The following is a 13,617-nucleotide window of genomic DNA, read 5'->3' as shown; positions in this document are numbered from 1 at the left end:
CCGTCAGTCGCCTAATTAATTATCCTTATTTCCTATAAGCTTTTATTGAATAAAGATTTTTTTGATGAAACAAAACGAAACATCGAAAAAATAAGACGCTGAGATCCCTTGCACATCGACGAAAAATCCATCTATACCTAGAAGGCGACACCCAAAGAGACAATAAAATGTCTCCAATAGACAGTCCTGCACACCAATCGTCGAAATACCGTCACACCACGCAGGACGCCCAGCGAACAAGCAGTGCCGGAGGGTCCCATGGACGTACCGCAGTCCCCGCGTTCCGAGCTGGCCGAGGCGTTGTTTCGTCTGCGCCGAACCTTCTATGCCCTGGCCGCCTTCAGTGGGGTGATCAACCTGCTGATGCTGACCCCGGCGGTTTATATGCTGCAGGTCTACGACCGTGCCCTGGTCAGCAGCAACGTCACCACCCTGCTGATGCTCACGGTGCTGGTGATCGGTCTGTATGTACTGATGGCGCTGTTGGAGGTGGTGCGCTCAAGCGTGCTGATCCGCGTCGGCAACCGCCTCGACATGATGCTCAACAAGCGCATCTTCGGCGCCGCCTTCGAGCGCAACCTGCGCCGCGCCGGCGGCAACCCGGCACAGGCGCTGCAGGATCTCTCGCAAGTTCGCCAGTTTCTCACCGGTAACGGCCTGTTCGCCTTCTTCGACGCCCCCTGGACCCCGATCTTCCTGCTGGTCATTTACCTGGTACACCCACTGCTCGGCCTGATTACCCTGATCGGCTCGTTACTGCTGGTGGGCCTGGCCTGGCTCACCGAAGTCAGCACGCGCAAGCCGCTGGCCGAGGCCAATCAGGCCTCGCTGGTATCCGGCAGTTTCGCCAACAACAACCTGCGCAATGCCGAAGTGATCGAGGCCATGGGCATGCTGCCGGCGATTCGCCAGCGCTGGTTCGGCAACCACCTGAAAATTCTCGAGCTGCAGACCCTGGCCTCCGACCGCGCGGCCTACATCGCCGGAGGCAGTCGTTTCGTGCGTGTCACCCTGCAGTCACTGATCCTTGGTGCCGGCGCCTTGCTGGCGATCCAGGGCACGATCACCCCGGGCATGATGATCGCCTGCTCGATCCTCTCCGGCCGTGCCATGGCGCCGGTGGAGCAGGTGATCTCGGCCTGGAAGCAGTTGCTCTCCAGCCGTGCAGCCTGGGCTCGGCTATCCGGGCTGCTGGCTGACTTCCCTACGCACAAGCCATCCATGCCGCTACCCAAGCCGCTGGGCATGCTCCACGTGGAGAACGCCTTCGCCAGCGCACCGGGCTCGCCCACGCCGATCCTGCGCGGTGTCAGCTTCAACCTGGCACCCGGCGAGGCCCTAGGCATCATCGGCCCCTCAGCCTCAGGCAAATCCACCCTGGCACGTCTGCTGGTTGGCGTCTGGCCGGCGCAAGGCGGCAAGGTGCGCCTGGACGGCGCCGATATCTATCAATGGAACAAGGCTGAGCTGGGTCCCTGGCTCGGCTACCTGCCACAGGACGTCGAGTTGTTCGAGGGCAGCGTCGCCGAAAACATCGCGCGCTTCGGCGCAATAGACGGCGAGGCGGTGATCCTCGCCGCCAGGCAGGCCGGCGTGCACGAAATGATCCTGCACCTGCCGCAAGGCTACGACACCCACCTGAGCGCCGACGGAAGCTCGTTGTCCGGCGGCCAGAAGCAACGTATCGGCCTGGCCCGTGCACTCTACGGCGAGCCATCGCTGATCGTCCTCGACGAGCCCAACGCCAGCCTCGACGACGTCGGCGAAGCGGCGTTGCTGCAAGCGCTGCTCGACCTCAAGCACCGCGGCAAGACCCTGGTGCTGATCTCCCACCGCCCCGCCGTGCTGAACATGGTGGACAAGGTGCTGGTACTGCGCGAAGGCGCTGTGCAGATGTTCGGCAGCCGCGATGAGGTATTCGCTGCGTTGCGCCAGGCCAACGTGATCCCCACCGGCAAGGGGTCGCCGACTCTGGCCTCGGTACGGGCCAAGGAGTGATATGTCATGTCCGATCTGCAGTTCGAAAGCAAGGGGCTGATACTGACGGATAGCCCCTGCACGGTTGACATGGACGACGGCAAACCGAGTCGCTGGGGCTTGTCGCTGGTGCTCGCAGGCTTCGGTGGATTCATTCTCTGGGCCATTCTCGCGCCGCTGGATGCCGGGGTGGTGGCCAATGCCACAGTCAACGTCACCGACAACCGCAAGACCATCCAGCACCTGACCGGCGGCTCGGTCGGCGCCATCCTGGTGCGCGAGGGGGATCTGGTACGACGCAACCAGCCACTGATCGAACTGGACGCCACCCGCGCCATCGCCGAGCAGGGCATGGTCAGCGCGCAATACATAGTGGTCAGCACGGTGAAAAGTCGCTTGCAGGCCGAGCGCGACGGCGCCACACAGGTCGAGTTCGACCCCGAGTTGCTCAGCCGATTCGCCAACGACCCACGCCTGGATGCCTCCGTCGCCCTGCAGCAACGTCTGTTCACTACCCGCCGCACGGCGTTGACCGGCGAAGCCGAGATTCTCCGCGAGAACATCCACGGCGCCGAGGAACAGCTCAAGGGCCTGCGCCAGGTACAGCACTCGCGCAGCGCGCAGATCAGGCTGCTCAACCAGGAACTCGACGGGGTGCGCAGCCTGGCGGCGGAAGGCTATGTGACGCGCAACCGCATGCTCGAACTGGAACGCAACGCCGCCGAACTGAGCGCGTCGCTGGCGCAGAACATCGCCGACACAGGGCGTACGCGCAACCAGATCGCCGAACTCAAACTGCGCATCCTCCAGCTTGAACAGAATTACCAGCAGGAAGTGCAATCGCAGCTCAGCGATATGCAGAAAGAGGCCGCCGCTCTCGCCGACCGTCTGCGGGCGCTGGACTACGAAGTCAGCAACACGGTGATCCGCTCGCCCATCGATGGCGTGGTGCTGGGACTGTCTGCCTCCACCATAGGCGGGGTGATCCAGGCCGGCTCGCGAATCATGGACGTGGTGCCGGCCAATGAGCCGCTGCAGGTCGATGCCATGGTGCCGGTGCAGGCCATCGACAAGATGCAACCGGGATTGCCGGTGGACATCGCCTTCCCCGCGTTCAATCACGCGCAGACGCCGAACATCCCCGGCCGCGTACTGACGATTTCCGCTGATCGCCTTATCGACGAAACCAACAAGCAGCCCTACTACCTGGCCGAGATCGAGGTCACCGCCGACGGCATGGACAAGCTGGGCAGCAACCGCATTCGCCCCGGCATGCCGGCCACCGTGACGATCAAGACCGGTGAACGCAACCTGATGAGCTATCTGATGAAGCCCATGCTCGATCGCATCGACGGGGCCTTCAAGGAGCAATGACATGCTCGTACGCCAGATCCTGTCAGGCCTCTGCTGCCTGGCCTGCCTACCCGTCCACTCCATGGACCTGTTACAGGCCTGGGAATTGCTGCAACTGCAGGGCCCGACCTATCGTGCGGCCGTCCACGAGCGTGCCGCTGGTCTGGAAAACCCCGCTATCGGCAGAGCCGGGTTACTGCCGCAGATCACGGCCAGGGCCAGCAAAAGCCAGGTCGACGGCACCCAGGAGCAACAGAATGCATTTGGCCGGCGCATCGAGAACGATCTGGACTACGACTCGGAAAACCTCAGCCTGCAATTGCGTCAACCGCTGTACAACCGCCAGAAAATGGTCGAGTACCGCCAGGGCAAGCAGCGCGCCAGCTATAGCGAAGCGGTGTTCGATGCCAAGACGCAGAGCGTTGCCGTACGCCTGGCCAGCCGCTACTTCGATGTGTTGCTGACGCGCGAGACCATCGACCTTTCACGCGCCAAGCTCAAGGCTTTCGAGCATCAGGTAGCGGCTGCCAAACGCCGCTTCGATCTGGGCGACGGCACCATCACCGACGTCGACCAGGCCACCGCACGACGTGACCTGGCGCAGGCCGGTGTGATCGAAGCCGAAGACAATCTGGTGGTCGCCCTGCGCCTGCTGCAGGAGTTGCTCGGCAACAACCCGGATCAACTCGCCACCCTGCACGCGGAATTTCCTACCCCGCCCCTGCAACCGGACAACCTCCAGGACTGGCTACAGAAGGCGCAATTGAACAACCCTTCGCTGCGCGCACGCCAGCTCAATCATGGCCTCGCCGAAGAGGAGGTCAAACGCGCCAGCAGCGCCCACTGGCCGACTCTTGACCTGGTACTGGGCTATACCGACAGCGAGAGCGATTCGCTCTCCACCATCAACCAGACCAACCGCTACAGTTCCATCGGCCTGGAGTTCACCATGCCGCTTTACTCCGGCGGCGGTGTCAGCGCGCGGGTGCGCCAGGCCACGGCGAGCCGTGAACAGGCCGGGGAAGAAGTCAATGCCAGCCGCGAGGAAGTGTTCTCCGCCACAACCCGTGAGTTCCGCGGCGTGCAGAGCGGCCAGGCGCGCATTCGCGCCCTGCAGCAGGCCGTCATTTCCAGCGAGCGGGCACAGGATTCAGCGCGCAAGGGGTTTCTCGCGGGCTCCAGTACCAATGTTGATATCCTCAATGCCGAGGAACAGGTGTTCATCGCCCGCCGAGATCTGCTCGAAGCCAAACTTCGCTATCTGCTCGCACGCCTGCAACTGGCCGCTGCGGTCGGCCTTCTCGGCGAGGACGATATTCTCCAGGTCAATGACTACCTGGGTCCGGAGTTGGCACTCGGCTACTGAGCCGGCGTTTTGCCCGAGTCCCCTGGGCAGGTATTCAGCGCCAGTGGCGCTGCTGAGCGCGCCTGGTCTGCCCTGCGCCGAACATCCAGCCGCACAGCACCACCAGCACCTCCGCCAGCCAGGCCAGCAGCAGTGCGCTGATCACACCCCAGAGAATCGCATCCGGGGTAAACAGCACCTGATAACGGTAAGCCTGCAGGGTTTCCTCGAACAGCTCGTGATCCGCGCCAGTCGCCAGGTGCCAGGCCTGGGCGTACCAGGGGCCCTGCATGGCCTGCCATTCGCGTTCGAGCAAGGCGGAGCGCTGCACCAGGTGCCCGACGCTCTTGGCATCGCTGCGCATCACCGGGTCATCGCTGACGCGGTAGTGCGCAACCAGCGCGTCCATATCGCCCTTGAAGAAATTGCGCGCCGTTTCCTGAAAACCTTTGAGACTCTGCTGCGACTCCAGGCGATGAGCTTCGACCCGCTTGGCGTAGTCATCGACGAAACCCGGCACCTGCACGCCGAGCAACAGGCCGAAAGCGAACAGCGTCAGGCGCAGGTAGCTTCTAAGCATGAGATCAGGCCTTGCCGTGAGTGATGCATTCGCCGCGGCGCCACAGGCGCCATTCGCCCGGCTGGTACAGCGACCATTGTTCGTTGTCGGTCAGAGGTTCAGTGGCGATGACGGTCACCACGTCGTTGGGCGTGGTCTCTGACTGGAAATCCACCTTCAGGTCAGCGTCCTTGAGCTGCGCAGGGCCAAACGGCGCGCGGCGGGTGATATGCGCGAGCTTGGTCGAGCAGAAGCTGAACAGCCAGTCGCCATCGCTGAGCAGACAATTGAACACGCCGAGCTTGCGGTAACTGGCACAGGACGCCACCAGCACCGGCAGGAGCATTTCCACCGATACCGGCTCGGGAAAGGCGCGACGCACGCGGTTGAGCAGATCGCAGAACGCCGCCTCGCTGTCGGTCTCGCCGACCGGTCGGTAGAAGGTAGTGGAGCCTTCCAGGCCCGCCAACTGGCCGTTATGGGCGAAACACCAGTTACGCCCCCACAACTCACGGCTGAAGGGATGAGTGTTGACCAGGCAGACCTTGCCGACGTTGGCCTGGCGGATATGGCCGATCACCACTTCGCTCTTGATCGGGTAGCGCTGCACCAGCTGCGCCACCTCGGATTCGCTGCTCGCCCGCGGGTCCTGGAACAGACGCAAGCCGCGCCCTTCGTAGAAGCCGATACCCCAACCATCACGGTGCGGCCCGGTGCGGCCGCCACGTTGCATCAGCCCGGTAAAGCTGAACACGATATCGGTGGGTACATTGGCGCTCATGCCGAGCAATTCGCACATCGAATCAATTCTCCTTGCCGAGGATCAGGCGCAGACGCTCGGCTTCATCTTGCAGACGCGCTTCGATTCGCTTGCGGCCCATTGGCAGAAAACGCACCAGCAATCGCCAGAGCAGCGCCGGCAGGTCACCCGGCCGACGCGGAATCAGGTGTAAATGGAGATGGGGCACGTGCTGATTGGAATCCGGGCCGTCATTGATCAGCAGGTTGATGCCGTTCTTACCAAAGCCGGCATCGCGCAGCGCAGCGGCGATACGCTCGGCCAGCGTCAACAGACGTTCACGCACCGGTGGCGGCAGATCACGTAGAAATGGCGCATGCACACGGCTGACGATCAGCACATGGGCCGGACGCATCGGAAAGATGTCCAGCAGCACGATGAAATCTTCGTCTTCATACAGACGATGAGCGGGTAGACGTCGCTCGGCAATGGCACAGAACACGCAATCCATCAGGCCTCCCTTGCACAAGGCCATCATGCTGAACGCCTGGGCCGGCAGGCGCAAGGGGTTAGATCAAATACGCGGTTCCATACGCCCCGAGCGATCGCGCCCGTAGTCACGAATTGGCAGGTCGTCGTCCTCTTCCATGCGCTCGCGCAAGGTGCGCGGGTCTTCGTCGGGCTCGGTTACATGCTCGCTCTGACGCCCTTTCCACCAACGCTCGATGGGCCAGCGAACAGCGACGAACAATAGATACACGGCAAGCGCGATCAGGCTATAGAGCGCCAGATCAGCGACCGCGCGCCAGGCGTTGTTGCCAACCTTGAGCAATATATCCATGGCGGTCACCGCGAGGGCGGGCGCGAACAGTTCACGCGCCGGGTCGACGATGGTCGGGCTGAACAGCAGCACGGCCATCAGCACCCGCAGCGGCTCGCGCACGTAGCGCCACATCCAGCTGGTCAGGCGCATCCATACCAACAGGCAACCCAGGGCGGCAATCCCGTAGGCCGCCCAGGCCAGGAGGTAGTCGTTTTCATTCATCATAAGCAGGCGCCGGCGTGGCAGGTCTGGCAAAGGGGCGCTTATGATAGCGGCTTTTGCCCAGCGCGGCGCCCCTGCCGTCGCCCTCTCGTTCTCTGGAGCCACGCCATGTCCTCTGCCCCCATCGCCCGCCAGGAAGCCGGCAACGACCCTTATCACTGGCTGGAAAACCGCGACAGTGACGAGGTGCTGGCGCACCTGCAGGCAGAAAACGCCTATTTGGACGCCGTGCTGGAACCGCAGCAGGCCCTGCGCGAGCAGCTGTTCGAAGAGATCAAGGGGCGCATTCGCGAGACCGACCTGTCGCTGCCGACGCCCTGGGGCGACTACCTCTACTACCAGCGCACCACTGCCGGAGACGAATATCCGCGGCACTATCGTTGCCGTCGCCCTGCCGATGGTTCGCTGGATGTCGACACGGCCAGTGAAGCCTTGCTGCTCGACCCCAACGAACTGGCCGGCGGCGGCTTTCTTTCCGTCGGTGCGTTCAGCATCAGCCCTGACCAGCAGCGCCTGGCCTACAGCCTCGACAGCAGCGGCGACGAAATCTATCGCCTGTTCGTCAAGGAACTGGACAGCGGCCAGATCAGCGAACTGCCCTTCGACGACTGCGACGGCAGCATGACTTGGGCGGGCGACAGCCAGACGCTGTTCTTCACCGAACTGGACGACACCCACCGCCCCTACAAGCTCTACCGTCACCGCCTCGGCGACGTCGCTGCGCAAGCCGTATTCGAGGAAGCAGATGGCCGCTTCTTCCTGCACTGCTACCGCTCCAGCTCCGAGCGCCAGTTGATCCTGCAACTGGGCAGCAAGACCACCAGCGAGGTCTGGGTGCTCGACGCGCAACAGCCGCAAGGCGATTTCAGCTGCCTGGCACCGCGCGAGGAAGGCCACGAATACGATGTCGATCACGGTATGCTGGACGGCCAGTGGTGCTGGCTGATCCGCAGCAATCAGAGCGGCATCAACTTCGCGCTCTACCGCGCCAGTGAGTCGCAGCCGCAGCGCCCGCACTGGCAACAGATTCGCGCCCACGACCCGCAGGTGATGCTCGAAGGCGCCACGCTGAACCAGCGCGCGCTCACCCTTGCCCTGCGTGAGGGCGGCCTGCCGATTCTGGAGGTGCAGCCGCAGGGCCAGGCGCCCTATCGCGTGCAACTGCCGGATGCGGCCTACAGCCTCTACGTGCAGGACAGCCTGGAGTTTCACAGCCCGGTGATCCGCCTGCGCTACGAAGCGCTGAACCGCCCCGCGCAAGTGCGCCAACTGGAACTGGCCACGGGCGCTCAGCAGGTCCTCAAGCAGACACCGGTGGAAGGCCCGTTCGATGCCGACGCCTACGAAAGTCGGCGTCTCTGGGCCACCGCGGCCGACGGCACGCAGATACCGATCAGCCTGGTGGCGCGCCGCGAGGTATTCGCCGCAGGGAAGCCTGCACCGCTCTATCTCTATGGTTACGGCGCCTATGGCGCGAGCCTCGACCCCTGGTTCTCCCACGCCCGCCTGAGCCTGCTGGAGCGCGGTTTCGTCTTCGCCATCGCGCACATACGCGGTGGCGGCGAGATGGGCGAAGCCTGGTACCGTGCCGGCAAGCTCGAGCACAAACAGAACAGCTTCGACGACTTCATCGCCAGCGCCCAGCGCCTGATCGCCGAAGGTCTGACCACCAGCGCGCAACTGGCGATCAGTGGTGGTAGCGCCGGAGGCCTGCTGATCGGCGCCGTGCTCAACCAGCGTCCCGAGCTGTTCGCCGCCGCCATTGCCGAAGTGCCTTTCGTCGACGTGCTCAACACCATGCTCAACCCGGACCTGCCGCTGACCGTCACCGAATACGACGAATGGGGCGACCCGAATCAGCCCGAGGTATACGCACGCATCAAGGCCTACGCGCCCTACGAGAACGTACGCACCCAGGCCTACCCGCCCATCCTCGCCGTCGCAGGCTACAACGACAGTCGCGTGCAATACTGGGAAGCGGCCAAGTGGGTGGCCAAGCTGCGCCGCGACAAGACCGACGCCAACCTGCTATTGCTCAAGACCGACCTAGGCGCTGGCCATGGCGGCATGAGTGGGCGTTACCAAGGCATCAAGGATGTGGCGCTGGAGTACGCCTTTCTGTTCCGTGTACTCGGGATAGCACAGCCGTAGGAGCGATTGGGCGGCATTCCGCTTCAGCCACGATTCCCCAAGCATCGCGGCTGAAGCCGCTCCTATGCCGATCACTCCGCCTTGCGCTGCCCGTCCAGCCCCTGGCTATTGCGGCGCAGTTGCTCATCGAGCTGCGGAATCGATTGATCGCCAGTGGATTTCGGCGCAGTCCCTGGGGGTGTTTGTCCCTGGGGCGGCGGTAAGAGGGGCGCCGATCCCTGGCGCTTGATCGTAGTGGGCGTGGAAGGCTGGCCGTAAGGCTGTGGCGTCGCAGTGCCCGGCGCACCTGCCCCAGGCGCGGACGGCATGCGCATCGGTTCCTGAGCCCAGGCCAAGCCGGCAAGGCTGGAGGCCAGAATCATCACGGCGAACATAGGCAAGCGCATGACATATCTCCTGTACAGCTGGCTTTCGTTCTATTCTGGCAACATATCCAGTCAAGCGTTCACCTCCCGATAACAGGTTCTGTCATGAGCACCAATAACAACCGCTACTACCTGTCCGCCCAGGCCGAAGAAGGCTACCGGCAGAAAGCGCTGAAAATGTACCCACATGTCTGCGGCCGCTGCGCCCGCGAGTTCTCTGGCAAGCGCCTGAGCGAACTGACCGTGCATCACCGCGATCACAACCACCACAACAACCCGGCCGATGGTTCCAACTGGGAGCTGCTGTGCCTGTTCTGTCATGACAACGAACACTCGCGCTACACCGACCAGCAGTATTTCGCCGAAGGCTCCACCGCCAGCCCTCAGGCTGCCAAATCGACCTATAAGGCCTTTGGCGATCTGGCCAGCCTGTTGAAAAAGGACTAGCAGGCCGTTGAAGAACGTAGGCGAGGCAGGCAAGACAAGGAAAACACGGCCGAAAAACGCTCGGAGTCGCGATCGACTTTACGAGTTGTAAATGAGCATTTTGACTGGGCTCGCACGCGAGGCCGTTTTTGACGCAGTATTGCCAACGTAGGTAGTTTTTCAACAGCCTGCTAGGGGCCGGTGGTTAGCACCGTATAATAGGCGCTTTTGCGAGTGCCACCGTGGCCAACAAACGATACGCCTGCATCGGCCTGTTCAACCCGAAATCACCGGAAAACGTCGGCTCCATCATGCGTGCGGCGGGCTGCTATGACGTCAGCTCGGTGTTCTACACCGGCACCCGCTACGACCGTGCCAAGGATTTCATCACCGACACCAAGAAGGTTCATCAGGATATCCCGCTGATCAACATCGACGATTTGCGCAAGATCCTGCCGCTGGGTTGCACCCCGGTGGCGGTGGAACTGGTCGATGATGCACGCGCCCTGCCCGCCTATACCCATCCCGACCGGGCGCTGTACATCTTCGGCCCAGAGGACGGCTCACTGCAGCAGGAGATTCTCGACTGGTGTGGCGCTGAAGTGGTGTACATCCCTACTCAAGGCTGCATGAACCTGGCCGCGACGGTCAACGTGGTGCTCTACGACCGCCTGGCCAAAGGTAACAATACCCGCTCCGGCCCCTTGTTCTGACTAGAACCAGCAGACAGGGAGCGAAGCGGTAACACTCAACGCAGCAACCGCGTATCCAGCGTCTTCGACGGACCTCCGATGACGTTCTCGGTGATGTCGATGAAGTCCTTGGTGCTGACCTTGTCCAGACGCATCAGACCACGGGTCACGTCATCCAGCGACAGGTTGCCCTTGTCCTTGGTCTTCTGGCGGATTTCCCGGTCCAACTCCTGCAGCAGCAGCACCGCACGCGCGGTGACAGCGCCGCTGGCATTGTCGGTGCGCAGACTGTTGACCGGCTTGCTCCAGCGAATCAGCTGCTCGCGGATCTTCTGATAACGGTCTTCGCTGATACCCCCGGCGCGGCGCATCAATTCGATGGCGTAGTACTCGGACAGACCTTCGGCGATCCAGTCACTGCGCTCGCGGCCATAGATGCGGCCGAATACGTGCACCAGTTCGTGCACCAGAGAGCTGGTGCCGTTCTCGCTGACCAGGGGCCGGTCAGCGTGCATGAAGTAGGAGTTGGCCGCCGACAGGCCGCCGCGCCACATCGGATCGCCAGCGCCGACGATCAGCAGCTTGTCCGGGTCGCGCGGAAACACCTGCTGCATATGCGGCCAGACGAAGGTGAGGAAGGTCATGATATCCATGCGCCGCATGCCCTCGCCGACCGGCGCGGAGATGGCGATTTCGGTATCACCCAGGCGGGTGCGCCGGGTACCCAGCTTGCCGGCCAGCATCCAGCCGGTCGGGCGGTCGAACTTGCGCTGCGGGTTGTCGATACGAAAGCGGTTCTTGCCGATGCGCGGCCAGCCGGTTTCCACGCTCTTCCAGCCCTTGGGCAGCTCGAACTGCAGGCGCGCCACCAGCTCGGTCTTGTTCTGCTGGTCGAGCTTGGCCGCCGGAATCAGGTCGTCACCCCTGAACAATGCCCAGTCGTCAGTCATCCTGGCGTCGTAGCGCCCCGGCTTGCGTTCGCTGTCGATCAGCACACGGTAGCTCAGTACGCTCTTGCCCTCGCCTGGCTGCCACTTGCCGCGCCCGGCAACCTCCTGCGACCACTGGCCATCGGCCTGGAAATCGCTGAAACGCCCGTCTTCGCCAAGATTGAAGTCGAGGCTGCGCACGTACTCGCCCTTCTCCAGCGTGATGCTGACTTCAGCCTGATTGCTCTCGGGCAGAAAGCGCACCCGGTAATCCAGATCGACCTTCTGCGTGGCAGCGAAGGCCGGCAGACTCAGAAGCAGCAGAGACGCGTACAACGGCAAGCGAAGGGACATCGAGCAAAACTCCTGATGCGGGACGTGGCAGCTTATGACAGCTGCGCCACAGGGCAAATTCCATTAACGGGGGACAGATTTGCCACGAAGCCGCGCGGCAATCAACCCGCGCGGAAAATCAGATGATCTTCCCAGTCGTCTTCGGCCACGCTGTTCTCACTGAGCATGCGTCCTGATTGGGAAATGCGCTCGGCGTGCACGGCGTCCGGGTCGCCTGAGACCAGATGGTGCCAATGTGGCAGGTCCTTGCCTTCGCTGACCAGGCGATAAGCACAGGTCGGCGGCAGCCACTGGAACTGATCGGCCTGCGCCGGGGTGAGCTGAATGCAGTCAGGCACATGTTTGACCCGGTTGGGATAATCGCTGCAGCGGCACGTCTGCAAGTCCAGCAACTTGCAGGCGATGCGCGTGTAGTAGACGGCGCCATCATCCTCATCCTCGAGCTTCTGCAAGCAGCACAGGCCACAGCCGTCGCACAGCGACTCCCACTCCCCCTGATCGAGCTGGGCGAGGGTCTTGCGTTTCCAAAAGGGTTCGAGGTCGGCGGCCATGGCAGCGGTATGGACTCAGGAGAAAAAAGCGCGGCAGTCTAGCTTGAGCCCCAGCCCTGGCCAAGCGGCGCATGCCGAATGGCGCCATCAGGGATTGATTATACGAGCCGGTCATCGCCGCTGGCGGGCTGCACCCGCCCTACAGATCTGCACCCGTAGGGCGGGTGTAACCCGCCAAGTGCCTCAATAACCGCGGGCGAAATCCACTTCACCCCGTAACGGCTCTCCCGTTTGCCAGCGCACCAGGTTGTCGATGAAAAGCTCACTCATCAGCGCCGGGTCGGTAGGCGCCGAACTGTGGCCGGTGAGCAGCAGGCGCGGTGCATTCCAGAACGCATGACCGGACGGCAGCGGCTCTTCGCGACAGACGTCGATCACCGCGCCGGCCAACTGGTTGCGCTCAAGCGCGGCGACCAGATCGGCATCGACCACGGCGACACCGCGCCCGGCATTGATCAGCACCGCTTCTGGGCGGAAATGGGCGAGCAGCCGGGCATCGTACAGATCGCGCGTGGCCGGCGTGTCCGGCAGCAGGTTGACCACGTAATCGGCCCAGGTGACCAGATGAGGCAGCTCATCCATCGCCGCGACCTCGAGAAACGGCGCCTGCTCACGCGCCTGACTGGCGACGCCGCGCAATTCCACGCCGAAAGGCTGGAGAAACTCGGCGACGGCCTGACCGATATCACCGCAACCTACCACCAACACGCGGCGTCCGCGCAGGCTGCGTGGCAGGCGGTGATCCCAACGCTGCTCGACCTGCGCCGCCAGGCGGGCGAACAGACGCCGTTCATGGGCCAGCAGATGACCGAGCACGTATTCAGCCATCACCTGACCGAAGATGCCGACAGCGCGGGTCAGACGGTAATCGCGCGGTAATCCCTCCGCCAGCAGCGGCGTGATGCCGGCCCAGGTCGATTGCAGCCACTGCGGGCGCACACCGTCGCGCAACAAGAGCGCGAGCAGGTCGGGCTGTCCCAGCCAGAGGTCGCAGTCGCCGGCGACCACACGCAGTTGTTCGAGCTGTACGCCGGCGACCAATTGCAACTCGGGGCAGGCGCTGCGAATACGCTCGGCGTAGAACGCATGATCCTCTTCGGCGATCAGCAGGCGCATGACTTACCAGGCCGT

The 13,617-nt window shown here is 63.0% G+C and carries 14 protein-coding genes; 6 read left to right on the top strand and 8 right to left on the bottom strand.

Annotated elements, in window-relative coordinates; translation table 11 throughout:
• The first annotated feature begins 258 nt into the window (after positions 1–258).
• From BLS08_RS11670 to BLS08_RS11660, 3 genes are read left to right on the top strand one after another with little or no spacing between them, the layout of a single operon-like run.
• A complete protein-coding gene (locus BLS08_RS11670; protein ID WP_017677436.1) occupies positions 259–1,998 on the top strand; it encodes a type I secretion system permease/ATPase in 1,740 nt (579 codons plus the stop codon).
• 6 nt (positions 1,999–2,004) lie between these two features.
• A complete protein-coding gene (locus tag BLS08_RS11665; RefSeq protein ID WP_017677437.1) occupies positions 2,005–3,351 on the top strand; it encodes an HlyD family type I secretion periplasmic adaptor subunit in 1,347 nt (448 codons plus the stop codon).
• A gap of 1 nt (position 3,352) precedes the next feature.
• Positions 3,353–4,696 (top strand): TolC family outer membrane protein, encoded by a 1,344-nt coding sequence (locus BLS08_RS11660; RefSeq protein WP_017677438.1) that lies wholly within the window; start codon positions 3,353–3,355, stop codon positions 4,694–4,696.
• Between the two features lie 34 nt (positions 4,697–4,730).
• On the opposite strand, the gene BLS08_RS11655 is transcribed toward BLS08_RS11660, so the two are convergent.
• From BLS08_RS11655 to BLS08_RS11640, 4 genes are all read right to left on the bottom strand, one after another.
• A complete protein-coding gene (locus BLS08_RS11655; protein ID WP_003461655.1) occupies positions 4,731–5,255 on the bottom strand; it encodes a DUF2937 family protein in 525 nt (174 codons plus the stop codon).
• A 4-nt stretch (positions 5,256–5,259) separates the two neighbouring features.
• Positions 5,260–6,033: a class II glutamine amidotransferase gene (locus BLS08_RS11650; protein ID WP_003461657.1), complete on the bottom strand. Its 774-nt coding sequence runs from the start codon at positions 6,031–6,033 to the stop codon at positions 5,260–5,262.
• Positions 6,034–6,037: 4 nt separating this feature from the next.
• On the bottom strand, positions 6,038–6,484 hold the full coding sequence (locus BLS08_RS11645; protein ID WP_026088608.1) for an HIT family protein: 447 nt from the start codon (positions 6,482–6,484) through the stop codon (positions 6,038–6,040).
• 63 nt (positions 6,485–6,547) lie between these two features.
• Complete coding sequence (locus BLS08_RS11640) at positions 6,548–7,021, bottom strand: hypothetical protein (RefSeq protein WP_017677440.1); 474 nt, start codon at positions 7,019–7,021, stop codon at positions 6,548–6,550.
• A 105-nt stretch (positions 7,022–7,126) separates the two neighbouring features.
• Here BLS08_RS11640 and BLS08_RS11635 point away from each other — a divergent pair, with 105 nt between their 5' ends.
• Positions 7,127–9,169: a S9 family peptidase gene (locus BLS08_RS11635; RefSeq protein WP_017677441.1), complete on the top strand. Its 2,043-nt coding sequence runs from the start codon at positions 7,127–7,129 to the stop codon at positions 9,167–9,169.
• Between the two features lie 71 nt (positions 9,170–9,240).
• On the opposite strand, the gene BLS08_RS11630 is transcribed toward BLS08_RS11635, so the two are convergent.
• On the bottom strand, positions 9,241–9,555 hold the full coding sequence (locus tag BLS08_RS11630) for a hypothetical protein (protein ID WP_017677442.1): 315 nt from the start codon (positions 9,553–9,555) through the stop codon (positions 9,241–9,243).
• A gap of 84 nt (positions 9,556–9,639) precedes the next feature.
• Here BLS08_RS11630 and BLS08_RS11625 point away from each other — a divergent pair, with 84 nt between their 5' ends.
• Complete coding sequence (locus tag BLS08_RS11625) at positions 9,640–9,981, top strand: YajD family HNH nuclease (protein WP_003461667.1); 342 nt, start codon at positions 9,640–9,642, stop codon at positions 9,979–9,981.
• A 221-nt stretch (positions 9,982–10,202) separates the two neighbouring features.
• On the top strand, positions 10,203–10,673 hold the full coding sequence (locus tag BLS08_RS11620) for an RNA methyltransferase (RefSeq protein ID WP_003461669.1): 471 nt from the start codon (positions 10,203–10,205) through the stop codon (positions 10,671–10,673).
• A 35-nt stretch (positions 10,674–10,708) separates the two neighbouring features.
• Here the strand turns inward: BLS08_RS11620 and BLS08_RS11615 are convergent, their stop codons facing one another.
• The 3 genes from BLS08_RS11615 to BLS08_RS11605 all read right to left on the bottom strand — a co-directional run bounded on the left by BLS08_RS11615 (position 10,709) and on the right by BLS08_RS11605 (position 13,602).
• Positions 10,709–11,935: a gluzincin family metallopeptidase gene (locus tag BLS08_RS11615; RefSeq protein ID WP_017677443.1), complete on the bottom strand. Its 1,227-nt coding sequence runs from the start codon at positions 11,933–11,935 to the stop codon at positions 10,709–10,711.
• A 101-nt stretch (positions 11,936–12,036) separates the two neighbouring features.
• Entirely contained in the window at positions 12,037–12,486 is a 450-nt protein-coding gene (locus BLS08_RS11610) for a YcgN family cysteine cluster protein (RefSeq protein WP_017677444.1), read from the bottom strand.
• Positions 12,487–12,669: 183 nt separating this feature from the next.
• A complete protein-coding gene (locus tag BLS08_RS11605) occupies positions 12,670–13,602 on the bottom strand; it encodes a D-2-hydroxyacid dehydrogenase (RefSeq protein ID WP_017677445.1) in 933 nt (310 codons plus the stop codon).
• Between the last annotated feature and the right edge of the window lie 15 nt (positions 13,603–13,617).

It is taken from the genome of Ectopseudomonas chengduensis, from assembly GCF_900102635.1.
In the GTDB taxonomy this organism is placed as follows: Bacteria; Pseudomonadota; Gammaproteobacteria; order Pseudomonadales; family Pseudomonadaceae; genus Aquipseudomonas; species Aquipseudomonas chengduensis.
The sequence above is the reverse complement of the archived record's forward strand: the minus strand, read 5'-3'. Positions and strand labels throughout refer to the sequence as shown.

Coding starts and splice junctions, on each gene's coding strand:
- BLS08_RS11670 (WP_017677436.1), top strand. CDS start 259: ATGGACGTACCGCAGTCCCCGCGTTCCGAGCTGGCCGAGGCGTTGTTT.
- BLS08_RS11665 (WP_017677437.1), top strand. CDS start 2,005: ATGTCCGATCTGCAGTTCGAAAGCAAGGGGCTGATACTGACGGATAGC.
- BLS08_RS11660 (WP_017677438.1), top strand. CDS start 3,353: ATGCTCGTACGCCAGATCCTGTCAGGCCTCTGCTGCCTGGCCTGCCTA.
- BLS08_RS11655 (WP_003461655.1), bottom strand. CDS start 5,255: ATGCTTAGAAGCTACCTGCGCCTGACGCTGTTCGCTTTCGGCCTGTTG.
- BLS08_RS11650 (WP_003461657.1), bottom strand. CDS start 6,033: ATGTGCGAATTGCTCGGCATGAGCGCCAATGTACCCACCGATATCGTG.
- BLS08_RS11645 (WP_026088608.1), bottom strand. CDS start 6,484: ATGGATTGCGTGTTCTGTGCCATTGCCGAGCGACGTCTACCCGCTCAT.
- BLS08_RS11640 (WP_017677440.1), bottom strand. CDS start 7,021: ATGATGAATGAAAACGACTACCTCCTGGCCTGGGCGGCCTACGGGATT.
- BLS08_RS11635 (WP_017677441.1), top strand. CDS start 7,127: ATGTCCTCTGCCCCCATCGCCCGCCAGGAAGCCGGCAACGACCCTTAT.
- BLS08_RS11630 (WP_017677442.1), bottom strand. CDS start 9,555: ATGCGCTTGCCTATGTTCGCCGTGATGATTCTGGCCTCCAGCCTTGCC.
- BLS08_RS11625 (WP_003461667.1), top strand. CDS start 9,640: ATGAGCACCAATAACAACCGCTACTACCTGTCCGCCCAGGCCGAAGAA.
- BLS08_RS11615 (WP_017677443.1), bottom strand. CDS start 11,935: ATGTCCCTTCGCTTGCCGTTGTACGCGTCTCTGCTGCTTCTGAGTCTG.
- BLS08_RS11610 (WP_017677444.1), bottom strand. CDS start 12,486: ATGGCCGCCGACCTCGAACCCTTTTGGAAACGCAAGACCCTCGCCCAG.
- BLS08_RS11605 (WP_017677445.1), bottom strand. CDS start 13,602: ATGCGCCTGCTGATCGCCGAAGAGGATCATGCGTTCTACGCCGAGCGT.